The 22,743-nt window shown below is 69.5% G+C and carries 20 protein-coding genes and 1 pseudogene; 17 read left to right on the top strand and 4 right to left on the bottom strand.

What is annotated here, in order from left to right; translation table 11 throughout:
- The first annotated feature begins 10 nt into the window (after window positions 1–10).
- Window positions 11–793 (top strand): type III pantothenate kinase, encoded by a 783-nt coding sequence (locus AC0VYD_RS23660; protein WP_473041120.1) that lies wholly within the window; start codon window positions 11–13, stop codon window positions 791–793.
- A gap of 36 nt (window positions 794–829) precedes the next feature.
- On the opposite strand, the gene vapC is transcribed toward AC0VYD_RS23660, so the two are convergent.
- The gene (vapC, locus tag AC0VYD_RS23655; protein ID WP_475477529.1) at window positions 830–1,249 is read right to left on the bottom strand and encodes a type II toxin-antitoxin system VapC family toxin; all 420 of its coding nucleotides are present in this window, start codon (window positions 1,247–1,249) and stop codon (window positions 830–832) included.
- Window positions 1,246–1,461 (bottom strand): type II toxin-antitoxin system VapB family antitoxin, encoded by a 216-nt coding sequence (locus AC0VYD_RS23650; protein WP_475477528.1) that lies wholly within the window; start codon window positions 1,459–1,461, stop codon window positions 1,246–1,248. The genes vapC and AC0VYD_RS23650 overlap by 4 nt, the downstream gene beginning before the upstream one ends.
- Before the next feature lie 104 nt (window positions 1,462–1,565).
- Between AC0VYD_RS23650 and lysX the strand changes: the two genes are divergently transcribed.
- The 7 genes from lysX (at window position 1,566) to AC0VYD_RS23615 (ending at window position 10,578) form a co-directional block, all read left to right on the top strand.
- Window positions 1,566–3,065: a bifunctional lysylphosphatidylglycerol synthetase/lysine--tRNA ligase LysX gene (gene lysX, locus AC0VYD_RS23645; RefSeq protein ID WP_475477527.1), complete on the top strand. Its 1,500-nt coding sequence runs from the start codon at window positions 1,566–1,568 to the stop codon at window positions 3,063–3,065.
- A 701-nt stretch (window positions 3,066–3,766) separates the two neighbouring features.
- Window positions 3,767–4,090, top strand: a complete 324-nt coding sequence (locus tag AC0VYD_RS23640; protein WP_473037921.1) for a LuxR C-terminal-related transcriptional regulator — start codon at window positions 3,767–3,769, stop codon at window positions 4,088–4,090.
- Between the two features lie 130 nt (window positions 4,091–4,220).
- On the top strand, window positions 4,221–4,802 hold the full coding sequence (locus tag AC0VYD_RS23635) for an amino-acid N-acetyltransferase (RefSeq protein ID WP_475477526.1): 582 nt from the start codon (window positions 4,221–4,223) through the stop codon (window positions 4,800–4,802).
- Between the two features lie 444 nt (window positions 4,803–5,246).
- Window positions 5,247–5,528: a hypothetical protein gene (locus AC0VYD_RS23630; protein WP_475477525.1), complete on the top strand. Its 282-nt coding sequence runs from the start codon at window positions 5,247–5,249 to the stop codon at window positions 5,526–5,528.
- A gap of 213 nt (window positions 5,529–5,741) precedes the next feature.
- A complete protein-coding gene (locus tag AC0VYD_RS23625) occupies window positions 5,742–6,080 on the top strand; it encodes a histone-like nucleoid-structuring protein Lsr2 (protein ID WP_191266983.1) in 339 nt (112 codons plus the stop codon).
- A 953-nt stretch (window positions 6,081–7,033) separates the two neighbouring features.
- Entirely contained in the window at window positions 7,034–9,538 is a 2,505-nt protein-coding gene (locus AC0VYD_RS23620) for an ATP-dependent Clp protease ATP-binding subunit (protein ID WP_452542534.1), read from the top strand.
- Window positions 9,539–9,675: 137 nt separating this feature from the next.
- Window positions 9,676–10,578 (top strand): DUF3105 domain-containing protein, encoded by a 903-nt coding sequence (locus AC0VYD_RS23615; protein WP_475477524.1) that lies wholly within the window; start codon window positions 9,676–9,678, stop codon window positions 10,576–10,578.
- A gap of 27 nt (window positions 10,579–10,605) precedes the next feature.
- On the opposite strand, the gene AC0VYD_RS23610 is transcribed toward AC0VYD_RS23615, so the two are convergent.
- Window positions 10,606–11,481 (bottom strand): HhH-GPD family protein, encoded by an 876-nt coding sequence (locus AC0VYD_RS23610; RefSeq protein ID WP_475477523.1) that lies wholly within the window; start codon window positions 11,479–11,481, stop codon window positions 10,606–10,608.
- Window positions 11,482–11,625: 144 nt separating this feature from the next.
- On the opposite strand from AC0VYD_RS23610, the gene AC0VYD_RS23605 reads away from it, so the two are divergent.
- The gene (locus tag AC0VYD_RS23605) at window positions 11,626–12,309 is read left to right on the top strand and encodes a hypothetical protein (protein ID WP_475480355.1); all 684 of its coding nucleotides are present in this window, start codon (window positions 11,626–11,628) and stop codon (window positions 12,307–12,309) included.
- A gap of 142 nt (window positions 12,310–12,451) precedes the next feature.
- Window positions 12,452–12,856: an SSI family serine proteinase inhibitor gene (locus AC0VYD_RS23600; RefSeq protein ID WP_475477522.1), complete on the top strand. Its 405-nt coding sequence runs from the start codon at window positions 12,452–12,454 to the stop codon at window positions 12,854–12,856.
- A 16-nt stretch (window positions 12,857–12,872) separates the two neighbouring features.
- On the opposite strand, the pseudogene radA reads toward AC0VYD_RS23600, so the two are convergent.
- Window positions 12,873–14,244: pseudogene (gene radA, locus AC0VYD_RS23595) on the bottom strand (DNA repair protein RadA).
- A gap of 182 nt (window positions 14,245–14,426) precedes the next feature.
- Here radA and AC0VYD_RS23590 point away from each other — a divergent pair.
- From AC0VYD_RS23590 to AC0VYD_RS23560, 7 genes are all read left to right on the top strand, one after another.
- Window positions 14,427–15,353, top strand: coding sequence for an SGNH/GDSL hydrolase family protein (locus AC0VYD_RS23590; RefSeq protein ID WP_475477521.1), 927 nt, complete (start codon window positions 14,427–14,429; stop codon window positions 15,351–15,353).
- A gap of 221 nt (window positions 15,354–15,574) precedes the next feature.
- On the top strand, window positions 15,575–16,165 hold the full coding sequence (locus AC0VYD_RS23585) for a C40 family peptidase (RefSeq protein WP_475477520.1): 591 nt from the start codon (window positions 15,575–15,577) through the stop codon (window positions 16,163–16,165).
- A gap of 185 nt (window positions 16,166–16,350) precedes the next feature.
- Window positions 16,351–17,289, top strand: a complete 939-nt coding sequence (locus AC0VYD_RS23580; RefSeq protein WP_475477519.1) for a sugar phosphate isomerase/epimerase family protein — start codon at window positions 16,351–16,353, stop codon at window positions 17,287–17,289.
- A 96-nt stretch (window positions 17,290–17,385) separates the two neighbouring features.
- Window positions 17,386–18,180: a pyrroline-5-carboxylate reductase gene (proC, locus tag AC0VYD_RS23575; protein ID WP_475477518.1), complete on the top strand. Its 795-nt coding sequence runs from the start codon at window positions 17,386–17,388 to the stop codon at window positions 18,178–18,180.
- Between the two features lie 555 nt (window positions 18,181–18,735).
- Window positions 18,736–20,271, top strand: a complete 1,536-nt coding sequence (locus AC0VYD_RS23570; RefSeq protein ID WP_475477517.1) for a DUF1109 domain-containing protein — start codon at window positions 18,736–18,738, stop codon at window positions 20,269–20,271.
- A gap of 217 nt (window positions 20,272–20,488) precedes the next feature.
- Window positions 20,489–21,649, top strand: a complete 1,161-nt coding sequence (locus tag AC0VYD_RS23565) for an acetoin utilization protein AcuC (RefSeq protein ID WP_475480354.1) — start codon at window positions 20,489–20,491, stop codon at window positions 21,647–21,649.
- Between the two features lie 202 nt (window positions 21,650–21,851).
- Entirely contained in the window at window positions 21,852–22,649 is a 798-nt protein-coding gene (locus tag AC0VYD_RS23560; protein ID WP_473037935.1) for a phosphatase, read from the top strand.
- The last annotated feature ends 94 nt before the right edge of the window (window positions 22,650–22,743 follow it).

Genomic DNA, 22,743 nt, shown 5'->3' with positions numbered 1-22,743 from the left:
GGCCCCCAGAATGCTGCTCGCGATCGACGTCGGTAACTCCGAGACGGTCCTCGGTCTCTTCGAATCCGACGATCTTCTCGAACACTGGAGGGTGGGGACCGACACCAGGCGCACGGCGGACGAATGGGCCGTGGTCCTGCGCGGGCTCATCGACGGAAGCTCCCTGAGCAACCTGAACGAGGTCGACGGCATCGCGCTGTGCTGCTCGGTCCCCTCCGTGCAGCACGAGATGCGGGACATGTTCCGCCGCCACTTCGGCGACCTGCCCGCGGTGATCGTCGAACCCGGTGTGAAGACGGGCGTGCCGATCCGGATGGACAACCCCAAGGAGGTGGGCAGCGACCGGATCATCAACGCGCTGGCCGCCAGCCACCTCTACGGCGGCCCCTGCGTGGTGGTGGACTTCGGGACCGCCACCACCTTCGACGCGGTCAGCGTCAAGGGCGAGTACGTGGGCGGCGCCATCGCGCCGGGCATCGACATCTCGGTGGACGCCCTCTCCCGGCGGGGCGCGCAGCTGCACATGGTCGAGATCGTCAGGCCGCGCGCCGCGATCGCCAGGAACACCACCGAGGCGCTGCGCTCGGGGATCGTCTTCGGCTTCGCCGGACAGGTCGACGGGATCGTGGACCGCATGGTCGCCGAACTCACCGACAACCCGGACGCCGTCACGGTGGTCGCCACCGGGGGACTGGCCTCGACGGTGGTGGGCGAGTGCGAGACCGTGGACGTGCACGAGCCCTGGCTCACCCTGATCGGTCTGCGCCTGGTCTTCGAGCGCAACGCCGGCTGACGGTCCGGGGTGGGCGCCCGGGACCGCCCGCCCCGTTCAGTCCTGGTTGTGGCGCTGCACGCGCAGTCTTGGGTAGACCTCGGCCAGGTGGTCGAAGCCGCGGTCGCAGTGCACCAGGACCGCGTCGGTCCGCAGGGCGACGGCTGCGATGAGGCAGTCATGGAGTTTCCGAACCGTCCTGCCCCGGGATCGGGCCTCGCGGTAGATCCCAGCCGAGTGGTGGAAGTCGAGCCGGTTGTCCAGGGCGAGTTGGATGAGGCCGTCGGTCAGGCGCTCCAAACGGAGGAGTTCGCTGCTGTTTCGTGCCCCGCTCAACAGTTCGGCGGCGACAGGTTCCGTCGTGGCCAGTGGAGCTCCTGCCGAGATGAGTTCCCGAACGAAGACGTTGGTCTCCGAGCCGGTTTTGCGCAGGTACTCCACCCAGGCTGAGCTGTCGACAAGGTAGAGGTTGTTCACTCCCTGGCACCCTCGGAGCCGGAGCGCCGCATTTCGTCGAGGTCGCCTTTCCAGCCCATGCCCTCCAGGTCGAGGAGGAAATCCTTGGTCAGGGGGGTTCCCACAGCCCGGCGCAACGCAATGTCGATGGCCTCCCGTTTGGTGCGTACCTGGAAGTGCTCCATCGCCGAGGTGACCAGCTCGTCGTCGATATCGATATTTGTGCGACTCATACACCTAGCGCACACATGCGGCCGTCGGCCGTGGGGTTGTTCCCCGGATTCCCTGCGCACGGCCCGGTTCGGCCGGGGGCCGCCGCGCCGGTAGGATCGGGGCCGTGAATCACACGCACGACGACTACGACGACCTGCCCGAACAGATGCGGGTCCGGCGGCAGAAGCTGGACCGTCTCCGGGAGGAGGGCACCGACCCCTTCCCCGTGAACTACCCGCGGACGACGTCGATCGGCCCTGTGCGTGAGAAACACCAGGGCCTCGAGCCCGACACCCACACCGGGGCGAAGGTAGCCATCGCCGGTCGCGTCATGCTCTACCGCTCGGGCGGCAAGCTGTGCTTCGCCACCCTGCGCGACGAGACCGGGGACCTGCAGATCATGCTGTCCCTGGACCAGGTCGGCAAGGAGGGGCTCGACGCCTGGAAGGCCGACGTCGACCTCGGTGACCACGTGGGCGTGCAGGGCGAGGTCATCACCTCCCGGCGGGGCGAGCTCTCCGTCATGGTGAGTGACTGGACGCTGACGGCCAAGTGCCTGCGCCCCCTCCCGGAGAAGCACCGGGGGCTGACCGACCCCGAGGCCCGGGTGCGTCAGCGCTACGTCGACCTCATCGTCAACCCCGAGTCACAGCAGATGGTGCGCCGCCGTTCGGCCGCCATCCGGGCCATCCGCGAGGGGCTGAGCGCCCGCGACTACATCGAGGTCGAGACCCCGATGCTGATGCGGGTGCACGGCGGTGCCACGGCGCGTCCGTTCACCACGCACATCAACGCCTACGACATGGACCTCTACCTGCGCATCGCCCCCGAGCTGTCGCTCAAGCGGCTGGTAGTGGGCGGCCTGGAGAAGGTCTTCGAGGTCAACCGGAACTTCCGGAACGAGGGCGCGGACTCCACGCACAACCCCGAGTTCACGATGCTGGAGTTCTACCAGGCCTACGCCGACTACAACGACGTGGCAGAGGTGACCCGCGAGCTCATCCAGGAGGCCGCCCGCGCGGTGTTCGGCTCCACCACGATCGAGCGTGACGGGCAGACCTTCGACCTGGGCGGGGAGTGGCCGCGGATCACCCTGTACGGCTCGGTCTCCGAGGCCCTGGGCGCCGAGGTCACCCCGCGCACCCCGGTCGAGGAGGTCCGTCGGCTGGCCGAGGCCAGGGGTGTCGAGTTCAGCCACGACTGGGGCCCGGGCAAGCTCGTCGAGCACCTCTTCGAGGAGCTGGTGGAGCACACGCTCATCCAGCCCACGTTCGTGTGCGACTTCCCGGTGGAGACGAGCCCGCTCACCCGTCAGCACCGCGAGGACCCGCTGCTCACCGAGAAGTGGGACCTGATCGGCTTCGGTATGGAGCTCGGTACGGGCTTCTCGGAGCTGGTCGACCCGGTCGAGCAGCGCCGCCGGCTGACCGAGCAGTCGTTGATGGCCGCTGACGGCGACCCCGAGGCGATGCAGCTCGACGAGGACTTCCTGAGGGCGCTGGAGTACGGCATGCCGCCCACCGGGGGCGTGGGCGTGGGTATCGACCGCCTGCTCATGGCCTTCACCGGCAAGAACATTCGGGAAACTGTGCTTTTCCCGATTGTGAAGCCCTCCGGGGACTAGACGCGGTCCTCGCCCTCTGCCGGGAAACGGGAGAGATCGAATCCCGGTAGGGGGAGGACCGAAAGGTCAATTCGGGGCCGTCGCACCTTCGTTGCGACGGCCCCGACTCGTCGGTCCCTGCCTGCGAAGACGCGGCGGAGGGCATGAGACCTGCCTCACTTAACGGTCATACGGAACAAACTCCCAGCCAGAGGCAGATGTCTCCGAGGCCAGAGCGCAGTTTTTCCGTCAGAAGTTCCGTTACCGGGCCCCTGTCTTTGCCGAAGATGGTTTTCGCAGGTCAGGGTGTGAAGATTATTTCCCTTCCGATGACACTGTGACACAGGGGTTTTGGGTAATCACGGATGGTGATTTATGGGGCCTTGACGGTATAACCCGCGCCGCCTTAGCGTGCTGTGAGCGGGCTCTGGCCCGCGAGTTTGCCGAAGTGGATCGAGAACAACGGTGAGCAGGGGTCAGGGCCGAGAACGGCCCGAGAACCCACCGCACGCGTGCCCACGGTGTGGTCTGTCCGTCCCAGACCGCAACGCCCGGGGTCGTGTGTCCTCTGTGCTCCCCTCCATCTCCCACCCCTGTGCCAGAGGGGTTCCGGGGGCCGGTCGGGGTGCCCGGGACTCGCCCGCGCCGACAGCCAGTCGGACGCGCTTGATCCGTAGGTGACGAGTTGATGTTCCGCACTCACATGGATGAGGGAGGACGGAGTGGAACAGGCCACACTCGTACGACGTACCGTTGAGGACCAGAACACCCTCGCGCCGCGGGAGCACCGGGAGAACGTGGTTCCCCTGCAGGCCCGTTCGCGTGAGACCACGCTCAACGGCCCCTACCCGCCGGTCGATCTGAGTCACGAGGAGCTGGAGCTGCTCGCCGAGATCGCCACCGGCGTCACCACCGAGGTGGCCGCTCGGCACCTCGAACTCAGCGCCCGGACCCTGCGTCGTCGCATTCGCAACATCTGCGACGTGCTGGGCGTGAACACACCCATCGAGGCGGTCGTGTGGGCCGCGAGGCGTCAGCTCATCTGATCTGACGCTTCCCTTCCCGGCCGCCGTCGGGAGACACCACGGGCATACCGGCCCAGGAGGCCGCGCATCGGCGCCCACCGGACGAAGAGCGTTCCGGTGGGAGGCCGCGTGGGCGTAGTCTGGTCCGGCTATGCCCGTTCGTCATGTCCGGGTCCGCCGCGCCAGGACGCGCGACGTGGCCCATATCCGCCGCCTGGTCGACACCTACTCCGTTGACCGGCGGGTGCTCTCCAAGAGCACGGTCAACCTCTACGAGGACATCCAGGAGTTCTGGGTGGCCGAGGTGGAGGAGGACCCCCCCGAAACCCCGGGCGACCCCCTCCGGTCGGAGGGCGGGGCCCGCGTGGTCGGCTGCGGCGCCCTCCACGTCCTGTGGGAGGACCTGGCGGAGGTGCGCACCGTTGCGGTGGACCCCTCCCTGCGCGGTTTCGGCGTCGGTCACCGAATCGTGACTGAACTCCTGAACACCGCGCGCGAGTTGGGCGTGCAGCGTGTGTTCTGTCTGACATTCGAGACCGGTTTCTTCGCCAAACACGGCTTTGCCCCGATCCAGGGGACCCCCGTCTCCTTGCGTGTCTACGAGGAACTCCTGCGTTCCTATGACGAGGGTGTGGCCGAATTCCTCGATCTTGAGCGGGTCAAACCCAACACCCTGGGGAACACCCGGATGCTTGTGCACCTGGGTGCCGACTCCGCAAGCGCGCCTGGCTAAAGGATTTGGGTCCCGCATAGGATCGGCTTCCCCTTCCCTCCGCTTCATCGGATCCTCCCGCCGTGCGCGCTTAAGCGCACCGGGTGGTATGGGCGTGGAACAAGGCAGGTAATGTGTACCTGCGTCCGTCCGGATCGTCGGTGGGCCGACGAAGTGGCGATCGGACGTTGCGGATCCCAGTTTTTCCGGATCCCTCGGTGTTCGATCGTCTGAGCGTCAGCGGTCTTCCGTGTGACGGTGCGAGAGCGGACCGGACATTGGCCGTCAGGGGGCTTTGCCGGGGCGTCTTCGGTACGTCCGGTGTCAAACCGGTGGCAAACGATGTCTATGATGTCTGGTATGCGTTTGACCGGCGGTGCCGGAGCGCCATCCCCCAGGGCAGTGCCGACACTGAGTCGGGTATTTGCTGCAATAAGTAACAACCAGGAAGGGTAGGCCGCTTCGATGGGTGACTTTTTGTCATCGGTGCTTCCCCCTGGACTGATCGACGTATTGTCCGCGCTCATCCCGCCGGTGGTAGTCGCGACCGTGTTCTGTGCCTTCGTCATCAAGCTGCTGCGCAAGGAGATGGCGCCGCGGAGGATGGACGGAAGCCTGGTCAGCGACGAGGAGGCCGGCGCGGAAGACGCGCGTGACAAGGGCGCGGCCAAGGTCGGCGAGACCGAGGCGACGAACGAGACGCCGATTGCCCAGGACCGGGAACGCACCGAATCCGACGGTCGTTAGCCCCGGGGTCCGACGAACCCGGACCCGAACGCTCCCGAAGAGGGGGACACGCGTGTGTGCGCCGCTGGCCGCCCCGCGCCGCTTCGGCGACCCTGAATCACGCCGATCCGGATCCGCACGATTTCTGGCACGCCGGGAATTGTCTTTCGCGTTCTCGCGAGATAGCTTTATATTCAGGTGTGGAGACACCGCTCTTCTGAAAGGTTTGATTCCATGGCACAGAAGGTCCAGGTTTTCCTGGTCGACGACCTCGACGGCGGCGAGGCCGAGGAGACGGTGACGTTCGGTCTCGATGGATCGACGTACGAAATCGACCTCAGCGCGGGTAATGCTGCCAAGCTCCGCGAGGCCCTTACCCCGTTCGTCGAAGCTTCCCGCAAGGCCCCGGCGAAGCAGGCCCGTGGCGGCTCCCGGCGTGGAAGCCGGAATGCTCCCAGCCGTGAGCGCAGCGCCGAGATTCGCGCTTGGGCGAAGGCTGCCGGGAAGCCCGTCAATGAGCGCGGCCGTATCCCCGCGGCCATCGTTGCCGAATACGAGGCCGTCAAGGGTTAGGTTTGCCACTGCCCCGGTCGGCCGAAATGTTGTCAGTTCTTGATCAAGATTTCGTCCCGCGGCTTCAGTTCACCGCCCCGAACCCGTACATCCCGAGGCCCGGCTCGGCCCGAACGCCCCGTGAGCAAGGACGTTCGAGGCGCCGGAGAACCGCCGGGTCCGGTATCCGCGTGACATCGCGGGCCGGGTCGGCCGTGTCCGGTGCACCGGCAGGACCGGTGGCGCCGGAGTGCCTGTGACACCGGGATCCCGCGACAAGCGGGGCGAAGGGGATACTCCGGGGGCGTGAAACTCTTCCGAGGACGCGGGCCGTGTCGGCGGCCGGGGCGGGCGGGACCCCGCCCACAGCAGCTGTGCCGGCGGGGCGGGTACTGTTGTGCCGCGGTCCGAGGGGCCGCGGAGGGGGAGCCCGGGGCACACGGGGCCGTGAGGTTCCGCTGCCGGACCCCGGGGTGTTCCGGTGGAGCGTGTCCGGGCCCGCCCGGGAGGCCGGGGAACCGGTTTCCGGGGCCGTCCGAGACGGTGTCGCCCCTCTCGGGGCACGCAGGGCACGCCCCCGTCACCGGACGACGGTCCGGAGCATTTCTGCTTGAAGAACAACACGACTTCGGCTTGTTCGCTAAGAGCCGATAATCCGGCTTACACACGTGCGGCCCGGGCACTCTCGTGATGGATGGGAGTGCCCGGGTCGTTCGCCTTCGGCGTACAGGGAAATCTGACGCGGCAATTGGTAGTTGGATGTTGGGTGAACGCCCTATCGTCGGGGAAAGTCTCTGACACGGACGGCTGCGGTCGGCCGTGCGGAGATGTCCAGCCACGTCGGCAGCCGCCGACGGGTTGGACGGGTGCGACAGTGCTCCCCGGGGCGGTTATCCCTGTGGGGCCGATATGCGGAAGAGTTGGGTCGGAAAGAACCGTCCCTGCCTGACCGCTCTGTAGAGGAGCGACGAGACATGTTCGAGAGGTTTACCGACCGCGCGCGGCGAGTGGTGGTTCTGGCCCAGGAAGAGGCCAGGATGCTCAACCACAACTACATCGGTACGGAGCACATCCTGCTCGGCCTCATCCACGAGGGTGAGGGCGTCGCCGCCAAGGCTCTGGAGAGCCTTGGTATCAGCCTCGAAGCGGTTCGGCAGCAGGTAGAGGAAATCATCGGGCAGGGCCAGCAGGCGCCGTCGGGGCACATTCCCTTCACCCCGCGCGCCAAGAAGGTCCTGGAGCTGTCGCTGCGCGAGGCGCTTCAGCTCGGCCACAACTACATCGGTACCGAGCACATACTGCTGGGCCTGATCCGCGAGGGCGAGGGCGTCGCCGCCCAGGTCCTCGTCAAGCTCGGAGCGGACCTCAACCGCGTCCGCCAGCAGGTCATCCAGCTGCTGCACGGGTACCAGGGCAAGGAGCCGCAGGCCACCGGGGCCTCCTCCGAGTCCACCCCCTCCACCTCGCTGGTGCTGGACCAGTTCGGCCGCAACCTGACGCAGGCCGCGCGCGAGTCCAAGCTCGACCCGGTCATCGGCCGGGACAAGGAAATCGAGCGCGTCATGCAGGTGCTCTCGCGGCGCACCAAGAACAACCCGGTGCTGATCGGTGAGCCCGGCGTCGGTAAGACCGCCGTCGTCGAGGGCCTGGCGCAGAAGATCGTCAAGGGGGAGATCCCCGAGACGCTCAAGGACAAGCAGCTGTACACGCTCGACCTCGGCGCCCTGGTCGCCGGCAGCCGCTACCGCGGTGACTTCGAGGAGCGCCTCAAGAAGGTGCTCAAGGAGATCCGCACCCGCGGCGACATCATCCTCTTCATCGACGAGTTGCACACGCTGGTCGGAGCGGGGGCGGCGGAAGGTGCCATAGACGCCGCCTCCATCCTGAAGCCCATGCTGGCCCGGGGTGAGCTGCAGACCATCGGCGCGACCACGCTCGACGAGTACCGCAAGTACCTGGAGAAGGACGCCGCCCTGGAGCGGCGCTTCCAGCCGATCCAGGTGGACGAGCCGTCGACCAAGCACGCCATCGAGATCCTCAAGGGCCTGCGCGACCGCTACGAGGCCCACCACCGCGTCTCGATCACCGACAGTGCGCTCGTGGCCGCCGCGCAACTGGCCGACCGCTACATCAGCGACCGGTTCCTGCCGGACAAGGCGATCGACCTCATCGACGAGGCCGGTTCCCGGATGCGCATCCGCCGGATGACCGCTCCGCCGGACCTGCGTGAGTTCGACGAGAAGATCGCGGCCGTGCGCCGCGACAAGGAGTCGGCCATCGACGAGCAGGACTTCGAGAAGGCCGCCTCCCTGCGTGACGACGAGAAGCAGCTGCTCAGCAAGAAGGCGCAGCGGGAGAAGGAGTGGAAGGCCGGCGACATGGACGTCGTGGCCGAGGTCGACGAGGAGCTCATCGCGGAGGTCCTGGCCGCCTCCACCGGTATCCCGGTCTTCAAGCTGACCGAGGAGGAGAGCTCCCGCCTGCTGCGCATGGAGGACGAGCTGCACCGCCGGGTCATCGGCCAGGAGGACGCCATCAAGGCGCTCTCGCAGGCCATCCGCCGTACCCGCGCCGGTCTGAAGGACCCCAAGCGTCCCGGTGGTTCGTTCATCTTCGCCGGTCCGTCCGGTGTGGGTAAGACCGAGCTGTCCAAGACCCTCGCCGAGTTCCTCTTCGGGGACGAGGACTCGCTGATCCAGCTCGACATGTCCGAGTTCATGGAGAAGCACACGGTCTCGCGGCTGTTCGGTTCCCCTCCCGGCTACGTCGGCTACGAGGAGGGCGGCCAGCTCACCGAGAAGGTGCGCCGCAAGCCGTTCTCCGTGGTCCTCTTCGACGAGATCGAGAAGGCCCACAACGACATCTTCAACTCTCTGCTCCAGGTGCTGGAGGAGGGTCGTCTCACCGACGCCCAGGGTCGCAACGTCGACTTCAAGAACACGGTCATCATCATGACGACCAACCTGGGTACGCGGGACATCTCCAAGGGCCAGGCCATGGGCTTCGCCAAGGAGGACGACGCCAACACCAACTACGAGCGGATGAAGGCGAAGGTCAGCGAGGAGCTCAAGACCAACTTCCGGCCCGAGTTCCTCAACCGTGTGGACGACGTCATCGTCTTCCACCAGCTGACCGAGTCGGAGATCTTCCAGATCGTGGATCTGATGGTCACGAGCCTGGACGGTCGCCTCAAGGAGAAGGACATGGGCATCGAGCTTCGCCCCAAGGCGAAGAAGGTCCTGTCCGAGCGCGGGTTCGACCCGGTCCTGGGCGCGCGGCCGCTGCGTCGCACCATCCAGCGGGAGATCGAGGACCAGCTCTCCGAGAAGATCCTGTTCGGCGACCTCAAGGCGGGTCAGATCGTCGTGATCGACGCCGAGGGCGAGGGCACGGACGCCAAGTTCACCTTCAAGGGTGTTCCCAAGCCCGCCGAGGTGCCGGACACCCCCGAGGTGGAGTCCGCCGCCAAGGGCGAGTAACGCCGCTGACCGGTTACCCGCCGGTACCGGTCCGAGTGCGGACGGGGGCATCCCTTCGGGGGTGCCCCCGTCGGCGTTTCCGGGTCGGGGCGGCCGGGTCGGGGGCCGCGGGACCGGGAGACGCTAGGGTGCCGTCCGTGGCCTATCCAAACGATCCCCGTCAGGGCGGCCCCCAGCCGCCGCAGGGGCCTCCTCCCGGTCCCTCGTTCCCGCACGGCCCCTCAGGGGCGCACGAGACGCCCCAGGGGCCTCCCGGAGGCCAGGGCACGCCGCCCGGCTATCCACCGCAGGGTCCACCCCCGAACTACCCGCCGCAGGCTCCTCCGCCCGGCCATCCACCGCAGGGCCCGCCCCCGAACTACCCGCCGTACGGTTATCCGGGGGCTCCCGGACCCGCCCCCGAACGGCGGTCCGCGGCGCCGTGGCTGGTCGTCGGCGGCATCGTGCTCGCGCTGGCCCTGGTGGCGGGTGCGGTCCTCGGCGGGGTGTGGCTGCTGTACGGCGTGTCCGGTAACGGCGCGCCCGGTAACGGTGCCGCGGCAGGTGGCGGAGCCTCGGAGGCCGAGACCTTCGAGGGCCTGTCGAGGGACCACGTGGACACCGGCGAGACCGTCGACTACGAGCAGTTTCCTCCGGTGGGCGGTGAGCACTACGGCTTCTGGCAGAACTGCGGTGTCTACGACGAGCCCGTCCTGACCGAGGCGGCCGTCCACTCCCTGGAGCACGGCGCGGTCTGGATCACCTACGATCCCGCTCTGGATCCGGCCGGGGCCGAGGCTCTGGCCGCGTACCACCTCCCCGGCTCCTACGTCCTGGTCAGCCCGATGGAGGGCCTGCCCTCCGCGGTGGTGGCCTCCGCCTGGGGCGCCCAGCTCAGGACGGACGACCCCCGGGATCCGGAACTGGGCGCCTTCCTGCGCGAGTACGAGCAGAGCCCGGAGTCCCCGGAACCCGGAGCGCCGTGCACCGGCGCCTACGACGGCACCCAGGCGGAGTTCGACGCCCAGGGCGCCGGGGCCCTCGAGGAGCGGATGAACTGAGCGCCCCGCCGGCACACGCCGGTCGTCTCACCCGGGCAGTGCGTAGCGGCCGTCGTCCAGCGGGTCCACCAGGCCGTCGTGGACCAGGGCGTCCAGGGCCCGTTCGCGTTGGACGCGGTCGTCCCAGACCGAGTCCAACGCGTCCTTGGCGACCGGTTCGCGTGAGTCGCGCAGGACGGCGAGAAGTCTTCCGCGCACCTGGCGGTCGGTGCCCGCGTAGGTCTGTCCGCGCCGGGGCGGGCCGTCGTAGGCGGGTTTCCCGGCGAGCTTCCAGGCGCACTGCCCGGCGATGGGGCAGTCCGCACAACGCGGCGAGCGCGCGGTGCAGACCAGGGCGCCCAGCTCCATCACGGCCACGCCCCAGCGGACCGCCACCGAGGGGACCGGTGGCAGAAGGGACTCGGCGAGGGCGGTCTCCGCCTTGGTCTGGGTTTTCGGCGGGTACTCGACCCCGGTTTCGGCCCGAGCCAGGACCCGTCGCACGTTGGTGTCCAAAATCGCGTGCCGCTGCCCGTGGGCGAAGCTCGCCACGGCCGCCGCGGTGTAGGCGCCGATCCCCGGGAGCGAGAGCAGCGTCGCGTGGTCCTCGGGAACCTCGCCGCCGTGCTCCTCGGTGATGGCGACGGCGCAGGCGTGCAGGCGCAGGGCCCGGCGCGGGTAGCCGAGCCGGTTCCACATGCGCACCGCCTCACCGGAGGGCTCTTTTGCCAGGTGGGCAGGGGTGGGCCAGCGTTCCATCCAGGCCTGCCAGGCGGGGAGGACCCGCACGACGGGGGTCTGCTGGAGCATGATCTCGCTGACCAGGATGGACCAGGGCGAGGCGTGCGGCGCACGCCAGGGCAGGTCTCGGGCGTTGGTCTCGTACCACGCCAGAACCGCGGTGCTGTAAGGGTTATCGCTCATCTTTAACGGGAAATCGGCGGGTTGAGTAGGTGGGTGGCGCGCAAAACCGCAATACTACGGCCCATGGCGTCAAGTACCGGACACCCCGCACCCGTCAGCAAGGACATCTACTGGAGGCGGCGTGCCTTCGTGCTGGCCGGTCTGATGCTGGTGCTCGCGCTGATCACGTACGCGTGCCGTCCCTCCGGTGACGACGGCGAGCCGACGGGCTCGCAGGCGGCCCTGGAGGAACCCGAGGCCTCTCCCAGTATCGCGGAGGACGAGCCCTCCGAACCCGAAACGGAGGAAGAGGCACAGGACCCGTCCGCCTCGCCCTCCCCCTCACCGCCGGAAGGTGAGGAGGCCGGAGGCGGGGAGAAGGCCGAAGGCGGCTCCGGGGAGGCGGAGAGCGAGGGGGGCGGGGCCGCGGCTCCCGAGAGCCCCGAGGACCCGTGCCGCCCGCAGGACCTCGTCGTCACCTTCGACTTCGCCGAGGACGACCGGGAGGTGTACGGCGGCGGCGCCAGCCCCGGGTTCGAGGTGACCGTGGTCAACGTCGCCGAGCAGACCTGCACCGCCGACGTGGGACCGGAGGCGATCGAACTGAGGATCCACTCCGGCGACGACCGGGTCTACTCCTCCGCGGACTGTGTCGAGGGCAAGGCCGAGGAGGAGCGCCAGCTCAGCCAGGGACGACCGCACGAGTACACCATCGACTGGGCGCGGGAACGCTCCTTCACCGACTGCCGGGAGAGCAGTGCCAAGGCCCAGCCCGGCTGGTACAAGGCCAACCTGCACGGCGACCAGGTCGGGAACGTCGACCAGCTCGTGTTCCAGCTCAAGGCCTGAGAACCCGACCCGAGCCGACCCAGCCCGTCGCCGGGCTGGGTTCTCGTGTGTCCGGGGCGGCTTGCCGCAAAGTCGTGACCCTTGGTCACAGAATGACTACCATTCGGAGTGAACTTCTGCTTCCTCGATCCTGGAGTCCGCCGTGAAACGCATCGCCGCCGTCCTGACCTGTGCCGCAGCCGCCTCGTTCGCCCTGGCCGCGCCCGGGCACGCGGACACCGCGCTGACCGGCACCGCGCAGGCCCCCGTGTACAAGCTGGAGCTCTACACCCCCGCCGAACAGCGCGAGGAGACAGGTATGAGCTGGTACCGCGCGGTCGTCCTGACGTGTGAGGAGCCCGGGGGCTCCCACCCCCGGGCAGAGGAGGCCTGCGACCTCATCGCCGAGCACGGGAGCATCGCCGGGGTCCAGGGGGTCGGGGACGGAGTCTGCACGATGGTCTACCAGCCGGTCACCGCCAGGGTCACCGGCGCGGAGGAGTACGAGGAGACCTTCAGCAACGCCTGTGTCATGAAGCGTGCCAAGGGCGCGGTCCTGGACTTCTAGCGGCGGGCGCCGGCGCTCACTCCTCCTTGCGGGAGCGGCGGCGCCGCGCGACCCGGGTCAGGGCCTCGCTCAGCTCCTCCACCTCGTGGACGCGGATGCCCGGGATCGGATCGCCGAAGTGCTGGGGCACGACCGCCTCGGTGAAGCCCAGGCGCTGCGCCTCGGCGACCCGGCGGCGTACCCCGTTCACGCTGCGCACGTCACCGGCGAGGCCGACCTCGCCGACCGCCATGAACCCCCTCGGCAGGGCGACGTCGTTGCTGGAGCTGGCCGCGGCCAGGGCCAGGGCCAGGTTGACGGCGGGTTCGCCCAGCTTCACGCCGCCCACGGTCGAGGCGTACACGTCCATGTTGGCCAGCCTCATCCCGGTCCGCTTCTCCAGCACCGCCAGGATCATGTTCACCCGTGAGGTGTCCAGACCCGAGGTGGCCCGGCGGGGGGCGGGTAGCGGGGTCGGCGCGACGAGGGCCTGCACCTCGGTGATGAGGGGGCGCCTGGCCCTCCAGGGCGACGGTCACGCAGGTGCCCGGCACCGGGTCGGTCCGTTCGGTGAGGAAGAGGCCGCTGGGGTCGGGAAGCCCGAAGATGCCCTTCTCGGTGAGCTCGAAGACACCGATCTCGTCGGTGGGGCCGTACCGGTTCTTGACCGCGCGGAGCAGGCGCAGCTGGGAGTGGCGTTCACCCTCGAAGTGCAGGACGACGTCGACCAGGTGCTCCAGCATGCGGGGTCCCGCGATGGAACCGTCCTTGGTGACGTGGCCGACCAGCACGGTCGCGATGCCGCGCTCCTTGGCGATCTGGATGAGAGCCCCGGTCACCTGTCGGATCTGGGTGACGCCGCCGGGGACGCCGGCGGCCTCGGGGGAGACCATCGTCTGCACCGAGTCCACGATCAGCAGCTTGGGGGCGACGGCCTCCACGTGGTTGACCAGGGTGGCCACCGAGGTCTCCGCGGCGAGGAAGAGCTGGTCCGAGAGGGAGCCGAGGCGTTCGGCGCGCAGGCGCACCTGCCCGGCGGACTCCTCGCCGGTCACGTACAGGACGGGGGCGTCGGCCGCGCGCATCGCGGCGACCTCCAGGAGGAGGGTCGACTTTCCCACGCCCGGTTCTCCGGCGAGCAGGACCACGCCGCCGGGGACGGCTCCGCCGCCCAGGACCCGGTCGAGTTCGTCCACCCCGGTGGGGACCGCCTCGGCGCTCTCCACGCTGATCTCGGTGATGGGTCGGGCCCGGGAGGTCACGGGGGCGGCAGCGACGGCGGCGGGCGCGGGGGCGCCGGCCTCCTCGACGGTGCCCCATGCCTGGCACTCCCCGCAGCGCCCCACCCACTTGAGGGTGCTCCATCCGCACTCGGCGCACCGGAACGTGGTCTTCGCTGCTTTTGCCATGGTCGACACGCTAACGGCTGCCGGGGACAGCTCTCGCTGCCGCGGCAGGGGCCGCCCGGGACACAGGAAAGTTACCTACGGGTTAGGACCCTTCTTTCGTAGGTCGTGTTAGAGACTTCCTAGGGAGTCACTCCCCGGGTCCGAACACTCCGATGTCCCCGCTCCTTGGAGAGGAAACCCACGTGTCCCGTACACGCCGATCCCCCGCCGTCCCCCGCAGCACCCGAAGCGACCGCCGTCCGGGAGCCCTGCGCCGCCTCGCCCGGCTCACGGTCCCGCTGGCCCTGGCCGCTCTGGGAACATCCCTGGTCAGCGCGCCCGCCGCCGCGAACGAGGCGCAGACCTCGGCCTTCGGCCACTACGTCGCCATCGGGGACTCCTTCGTCGCCGGTCCCATGGTCGCCAGTGCCCGGATGCCGCTCCTGGGCTGTATGCAGTCCTCGGTCAACTACCCCAAGCTCCTGGCGGAGGAGCTGGGGATCACCGAGATCACCGACGTGAGCTGTTCCGGTGCGCGGATGGACCACCTCTACGAGCCCCAGTTCGACGACACCCCGCCGCAGCTGGACGCGCTCCGGCCCGACACCGACCTGGTCACGGTGGGTATCGCCGGCAACGACTTCGGCTTCTCCGACGTGCTGGTCGAGTGCGCGAAGCAGAGCCTGCGCAACCCGTGGGGCAGCCCGTGCGCGAACCACTACGGAGACGAGCTGGACCAGCGGATCGAGGGGCTGCGGAGCGAGGTCTCGGGGGTCTACGCGGACATCGCGGAGCGCAGCCCGAACGCCACCGTCCTCAGCGTCGGGTACCTCCAGATCCTTCCGGAGAGCGGCGGCTGCTGGCCCAGCACGCCGATCGCCCGCGGCGACGTCCCGTTCCTGGACGGGGTCCAGACCGCGCTCAACGAGATGCTCAGGGAGGAGGCGCAGGGCCAGGGAGCCGTCTTCGTCGACACCTTCGAACGCGGTCACGACGTCTGCCAGGGCTCGGACACCCGCTGGGTGGAGGGGCTGATCCCGGAGGACGGGGCGCCCATCCACCCGAACAACCTCGGTATGGCCGCGACGACCGATTTCGTGCACTCCTCCCTGGGGGTGCCGGTCCCGTAGCGCCCGGTCACCGGCCTCGGTGGCGTGCGGTTGGTTAGTGGTTCTCTGGCCGTTTTGTCTACCGAAGTCAAGCAGGCTTTACCGTCCTTGGATACCGATTTGGCTACGGAGAGTGACAACTCTTGGTGTCTGTGTGACCAATGGTGGTGTGTCGGCGGTCGTGGGATCCGTGTCACAGCGGCGCGGGCGGCCCCGACGGACCACACAGGGAGAACCACGTCATGCGACTACCGCGACACCACGAGCAAACGCGGGCCTGCCGTCCCACCACGGACCCGGGGCGGCAGGCCGTACCCGCCCAGCCGCGTCGCCGTGCGCCGCGCGCACTCGCCGTCGCCGTTCTCGCGGCCGCTTTCGCCGCCGGGGGAGCCCCGGCCCTGGCCCAACCCGCACCGGCCGCCTCCGTCGCCGCGGAGGGCGCACGCGGTTCCGAGCGGATCCACCAGGCGCTCCCCTCCAGCACCGTCGAGAAGGCGATCAGCGCCGCCCAGGCCCAGAAGGGCAAGCCCTACGCCTGGGGCGGGACCGGTCCGGACTCCTTCGACTGCTCGGGTCTGGTGCAGTACTCCTTCAAGCGGGCGGGGGTGAGCCTGCCCCGGATCGCCCACGACCAGGTCGACTCCGGAACCCGCGTCAGCTACGCCAAGGCCAGGCGCGGCGACCTCCTCTACTGGACCGACAGCGGTGGATACGCCTACCACGTCGCCATCTACCTCGGCGGCGGCCGCATGATCGACGCCCCGAACTCCGGCGGCAGCATCTCCGAACGGGCCGTGAACCACTACAACCTCGCCGGCGCCGTGCGTCTTTGAACCGGCCCCGAACAGGCGCGCGAAGGCGCCCCGACAGCTGACGACGGCCGTCTCCCGTGCTCCCGGGGGCGGTCGTCCCCCTCTTCACACCGCCCCCCGTGAGAGGGGGAGAGGGGGCTGTCCGCCACGCCGCGTTCACCCGGGCGGTCGCCCCGGGGAGCCGTGGAGCGCATAGTCTGGTTCCCGTGAGCCCTATCCAGGTCCCAGACGCGCCCGTGGTCCTCTCGTCGGCGTCGGTCTACCCGGAGAAGACCCCGGCGGCCTTCGAGATCGCCGCGAAACTGGGGTACGACGGTGTCGAGGTCCTCGTCTCCTCCGACCCGACCAGTCAGGACACCGAACTCCTCCGGCGCCTCTCCGACTACCACCAGATGCCCGTCACCGCGGTCCACTCGCCCTGCCTCGTACTGACCCAGCGCGTGTGGGGCCGGGAGCCCTGGGGCAAGCTCGTCCGCTCCAAGGAGATGGCCGAGGCCCTGGGCGCCAGCACGATCGTGGTGCACCCGGCCTTCCGCTGGCAGCGCGAGTACGCCCGCGACTTCGAGAACGGCGTCGCCCGCATGCAGGAGGAGACCGACGTGGTCTTCGCCGTGGAGAACATGTACCCGGTGCGGGTGCGCGACCGGGAGGTCGTCCCCTACGCACCGAGCTGGAACCCGCTCGACCGCGACTACCCCGACGTCACCCTCGACCTCTCGCACACCGCCATGTCCGGATCGGACGCGATGGACATGGCCAAACAGCTGGGCGGCCGCCTCTCCCACGTGCACGTGGCCGACGGGCTCGGCGGGCAGAACCTCGACGAGCACCTCATCCCCGGCCGCGGCAGCCAGCCCGTCGCCGAGCTGCTCGAACACCTGGCGGGCAACGGCTACGAGGGACAACTCGTCCTGGAGGTGAGCACCCGCAAGGCCCCCGACCGCCAGGCGCGTATGCGTGAGCTCGCCGAGGCGTTGGCCTTCACCCGGCTGCACTTCGCCCAGGGGCCTCCGGGCTCCGAATCCGTGCCGGGCCGCCGCGAGCGCATCGCGCTGCTCCGCAGACGACCCCAGTCGCCGCCCCGGCGCTTCTCGGTGGACCCCGGGGGAGCGGCTGACGACGAGGGCTCGGTCGACCAGAGCTGACACCCCGATCGGCCGGTTGTCCAGTGGCTGGGACGGCCGGTCCGTTTCCCGGGGCCGGGGGGCTAGCGTGGAGGGGATCCGCAGAGAGGACCCCACATGATCGCGATCATCGGTGCAGGAAAGATGGGCGAGGCACTGCTCGCCGGGCTGCTGGCCAAGGGCCACACACCGGAGGACGTGCTCGTCACGGAGCCGCGCGCGGAGCACGCGCGGGAGCTGCGCGGCCGCTACGGGATCGAGACGGTTCCGGCGCAGGACGCCGCCAAACGGGCGGACACCCTGCTGTTGGCCCTCAAACCCCAGGACATGCTCGCCCTGTTGGACGACCTCTCCCCGCACCTGGGCCGTGAGCACCTGGTCATCTCGGTGGCCGCCGGGCTGACCACCGCCGTCCTGGAGAGCCACCTGCACCCGGGAGTTCCGGTCGTGCGCGCGATGCCCAACACCCCGGCGCTCATGGGCAGGGGGATGACCGCCGTCTCCGGCGGGGCCCACGCCGAGGCCGCACACCTGGACCGGGCGGAGGAGCTGCTGGGCGCGGTCGGTGAGGTGCTCCGGGTCGGTGAACAGCACATGGACACGGTCACCGCCATCTCCGGCAGCGGGCCGGCCTACTTCTACTTCATCGCCGAGACCATGATCGAGGCCGGGGTCGCCATGGGTATGCCCCGTGTCACGGCGCAGCGGCTCGTGGGTCAGACGATCACCGGTGCCGCGGCCATGCTCGACGGTTCGGGTGAGCACCCGGTGGTGTTGCGGGAGGCCGTCACCTCGCCGGGCGGGACCACCGCCGCCGCCCTGCGTGAACTGGAACGACACGGGGTGCGTACCGCCTTCACCGACGCGATCGAGGCGGCTCGGGACCGGAGTAGGGCGCTCTCCGAGAGCTGAACCACAGCTCAGGTGATGCATGTCACACAAAAATTTCCAGCCGCGATGGTCGTGGGGCGCCGGACGCCGCGTCACACCAGGTGCATAAAGTCGGAATAAGAGGGGGCTGACCCTCCTGTCTCCTCTCCTGTGTACGTGTTCGCATCCTCCTGATTCCGGGGCCCCATGACAACTCCTCAACCCCCTTCGGACCCTTCCCACCAGCCCGGGCAATCCGGGCCTCCCGCCACGCCGCCCCATGTCCCGAGCGGTCCGCAGAGTCCCGTTGGGGGCGCCCCGACGGGAGGCGGCCCCGCACCCCAGAACCCGTCCGGCGGTCAACCGCCGCTCGGGCCGCCGCCGAGCGGACCGCCACCGGGAGGTCCGCCACCGGGAGGAACGCCTCCAGCGGGCCCGCCTCCCGGCGGGACCCCCTCCGGTGGAAACCCCGCGGGCGGGCCGCCGCCCCCCGGCCAGTTCAGCGGGCCGCCCCCCGGCGGACCCCCCTCGGGGCCGAACCTGCCGTTCGGACCGCCCCCGGGCGGGATGCCCCCCGGCGGGATGCCTCCGGGCGGGATGCCCCCCGGCGGGCCGCCCCCGGGCCAGTTCGGCGGTCCGCCGCCCCCGCCGCCCCTGCCCCCGCTGGGCCTCTTCAAGTCGAAGTCCGGCCTGCGCGCAGCCCTGATGAACCTGTCCGGCTTCGGCGCGGGCTACTTCTACCTGCGTAGCTGGGTGTTCTTCGGGATCAACCTGGTCGTCACCCTCGGCCTGCTGGTCGCCGCCGCCGTCATGGGCGCCGCCGACGACCTGCTCGTCTGGGCTCCGGCGATCCTGGTCTGGATCCTGATCACAGCCGTCCACGGCCTCTTCGCGGGCCGGGCCCACGACCGGCGCCTCCTGGCCCGGGGTGAACAGCCCCCGGCCAAACCCGTCACGCTCGTGCTGGCGGCCTGCCTCGCCCTGGTGATGGCCGTCTCGCTCCTCGGTGTCTGGCAGACCGGCGAGTGGCGGCTCCGCGTGGCCGACGCCGCCCACGCGCGCGGCGACTGCGACACCGCCATCGACGTCTACGGCCAGGTGGAGAGCGGCTTCCAGCTCTCCATGTCACCGTCGCTGATGGACCGGGCGCGCTCCGGCAGCGAGGCCTGCCAGATCCTGAGCCGGGCCCAGTCCGACGTGGACAACGAGGCCTTCGACCACGCGCTGGAGTCCTACAGCGACTACTTCGCACACGAGGCCTCCCGTTGGGAGGACACCGACGGCAGCATCGCCGACATCCACCTCGACTACGCCTCCCAGCTCGCGGCCGACGCGGACGAGCTCTACAGCGGTGAGGTGACCGAGGAGGTCAGGGAGACCTTCCGGCAGGCCCAGGAGACCTACGCCTTCGTCGCCGAGGACTTCTCCGACACCCCGGCCGCCGCCGAGGTCCCCGCCGCCCTGAACGACCTGTACGACCTGGCGACCGGCGACTACTCCGCGGAGAGCTGGTGCTCGGCCTCCGACCAGATCGGGATGTTCGACGACCTCAGCTGGGACGCGGCCCCCGAGATCGCCGACCGCATCGAGCAGGAGCGCCCCGACGCCGCCCTCAAGTGCGGCTGGGCCCAGGTCGACGCGGGCGACTTCGACGACGCCGAGGCGCGCGCGGACTTCCTCGCCGCCGAGTACCCGGACCACGAGGCCGACGAGGTCGAGGACCTGGTCCGGCACGTCGGGGCGGGCCGGATCGAGGAGGAGATGGACACCGCGGTCCTTCTCGGCGAGAGCGACCTCGACGCGGTCGCCTACAGCACCGGCGGCGGCGACAAGGTCTCCGTCGAGTACGTGAACTACACCGACGAGGAGATGCGCTTCCTCTACGTGGGTCCGGACGCGGTGCACGGGGAGGTCATCATCGAGCCCTGTGCGGACTGCGACGTCTCCTCCCCGCCGACCGACACGTCCTGCATGAGCGACCCCAACGCCATGGACCTGAAGCTGGACCCGGGCAAGTACCGGATCGTGATCGGCTCGACCGAGAACCTGTTCGACCGCCCCCTGCACGGCAACGTCGACATGAAGGCCGGGGAGGTCTACGCGGACTGCTTCTACCGCGGTGAGGCGGACTGACCCGTCCCCTCCCCCCGTCGGCCCCGCGGGGCGCCGACGGACCACGGCCCGGGCCCCGGCGTGAAGCACCCCTTCACGCCGGGGCCCCGTCCTTGCCCGGAGATCGGACGCCCCGGGGTTCTGCCCCCGCCGCGGCCTTGCGTACTGTGTGCTTCGGAGCACGCACACCTGGAACGGGGGTCACCACATGGGAGGGCGCACGTCCTGCTCGCTTCGGGTGGCATGGGACGACGGACTCACCGCCTACGACTTCGGTCCGCAGCACCCGATGGCACCGATCCGAGTCGAGCTGACCATGGCGCTCAGCCGCGAACTCGGGGTCTTCGACGGGGCGGGGGTCGACCTGTTGGACGTCGAACCGGCCTCCGACGAACTCCTCTCCCTGGTGCACGACCCCTCCTACATCGAGGCGGTCAAGCGGGCGGGCCGGACCCTGGAGCCGGACGACGCCCACATGCTCGGAACCGCGGACAACCCGGTCTTCCGTGACATGCACGAGGCCTCCGCGCTGATCTCCGGCGCCTCGGTGGCCGCGGCCAAGGCCGTGTGGACCGGTCAGAGCGCGCACGCCGCCAACATCGCCGGCGGCCTCCACCACGCCATGCACGGCAACGCGTGGGGGTTCTGCGTCTACAACGACCCCGCGCTGGCCATCGCCTGGCTCCTGGAACAGGGCGCCAAGCGCGTCGCCTACGTGGACGTGGACGTCCACCACGGCGACGGCGTCCAGAACGCCTTCTACGACGACCCGCGGGTCCTCACCATCAGCCTCCACGAGTCCCCGGCGACCCTCTTCCCCGGCACCGGCCACGCCTCGGAGGTCGGCGGACCGGGCGCGGAGGGGTACGCGGTCAACGTCGCCCTGCCCGCCGGGACCGGCGACACCGGCTGGCACCGCGCCTTCGACGCGGTCGTCCCGCCGCTCCTGCACGAGTTCCAGCCCGAGATCCTGGTGACCCAGCAGGGCTGTGACACCCACGCCCTCGACCCCCTGGCCAACCTGACGCTGAGCGTGGACGGCCAGCGCCGGGCCTACGAGGAGCTGCACAGGCTGGCGCGCAAGACCGCGGGCGGCCGCTGGCTGCTGTTCGGGGGCGGCGGCTACGGCCTCGTCCACGTCGTACCCAGGGCCTGGACCCACCTGCTGGCCGAGGCCGCGGGTTCACCCGTGGACCCGGAGCGGGAGACCCCGCAGGGGTGGCGCGACTTCGTGCGCCAACGCACCGGTGAACTGGCCCCGCTCTACATGACCGACGGCCGCGAGGTCTCCTTCACGCCCTTCGAGCGCGGGTACGACCCCGGCGATCCCGTGGACCGGGCCATCCACGCCACCCGCACCGCCGTCTTCCCCAGCCACGGAATCGACCCGACCCTCTGAACCCGGTCGGCCCCCGGCCGGGTCCCCGACCGGCGTCGGACCGGCCCGTCCGGTCACACCCCGGTGAAATATCCCGGATCGCCGCGTGGCGCGCGTTCAGCGGGTAGGAAGAGGATGAATACCGGGCGAACAGGAGTCGACGTCGTGGCGGTCGCGCGGCGTTTCGCAAAGCTCGCCGCGCTGACGAGGAAGGGGAACGCAGGTGACGCCGCCGACACGCGCTGAACTCATCACCTATCTGGTTCGCACGGGGATCGCGGGGCACGTCGACACCCCACGGCAGAACAACCTGCGTCACTACCGGAGACTCGTGCAGAAGGACCCGTACCACCAGTTCGGGCTGACCTTCTCCCAGGACTGGACCGTCTCGGAGGTCCTCGCCCTGATGAACAAGCGCTGCGGTGTGGTGGGGGACGAGGAGTACGTCTGGGGGATCGACACGATCGACCCGGACCTGACCATCGACGCCCTGGAGGCCCTCGCGGACCGGTTCGCACTGGCCGCCGAGCGCCAGGAGACGGTCATGTTCGCCACCGGTCACCCCCGCAACCTCCGGGAGACCTACCGGGACTGGAAGGACGCCCTGTCCGGCCGCGGGTGCAAGGTCATCACCGCGGCGGGGGGCTACTCCTACGAGGTGACCACGGAACGGCCCCCCAACCGCCGGATCGTGGTCTGGCGGGACGAGGTGGCTCTGGTGACGGACGGGCACCTCCCCCGGCACAGCCACCACCCCTTCGCCATGCGGGCCATTCTGGCGGAGCTCACCGACCGGGACGAGCCATGGCCGCAGTTGGTCATCGCGGACCACGGGTTCGCGGGGGCCGCGGCGGAGGCGGGGGTGCCCACGATGGGCTTCGCCGACTGCAACGACCCCGCGCTCTTTCTCGCTGAGCACGAGGGGAAACTACTGGTCACGGTGCCTTTGGACGATGGTTATCTGCCCGAGGACTACGCCCCGCTGCGCGATTACGTCCTGGCCCGCGCGGGCCTTGTATGAGTAGGGCCGACCATTTATACCCACCGTTAAACCTCATCTGACCCGTGGTCAACGTATGGCGCCGAAGACAGCACGAACGACCTTCCGTAGACGG

The sequence above is a fragment of the Nocardiopsis sp. iso_40 genome (genome assembly GCF_056173285.1).
The sequence above is the reverse complement of the archived record's forward strand: the minus strand, read 5'-3'. Positions and strand labels throughout refer to the sequence as shown.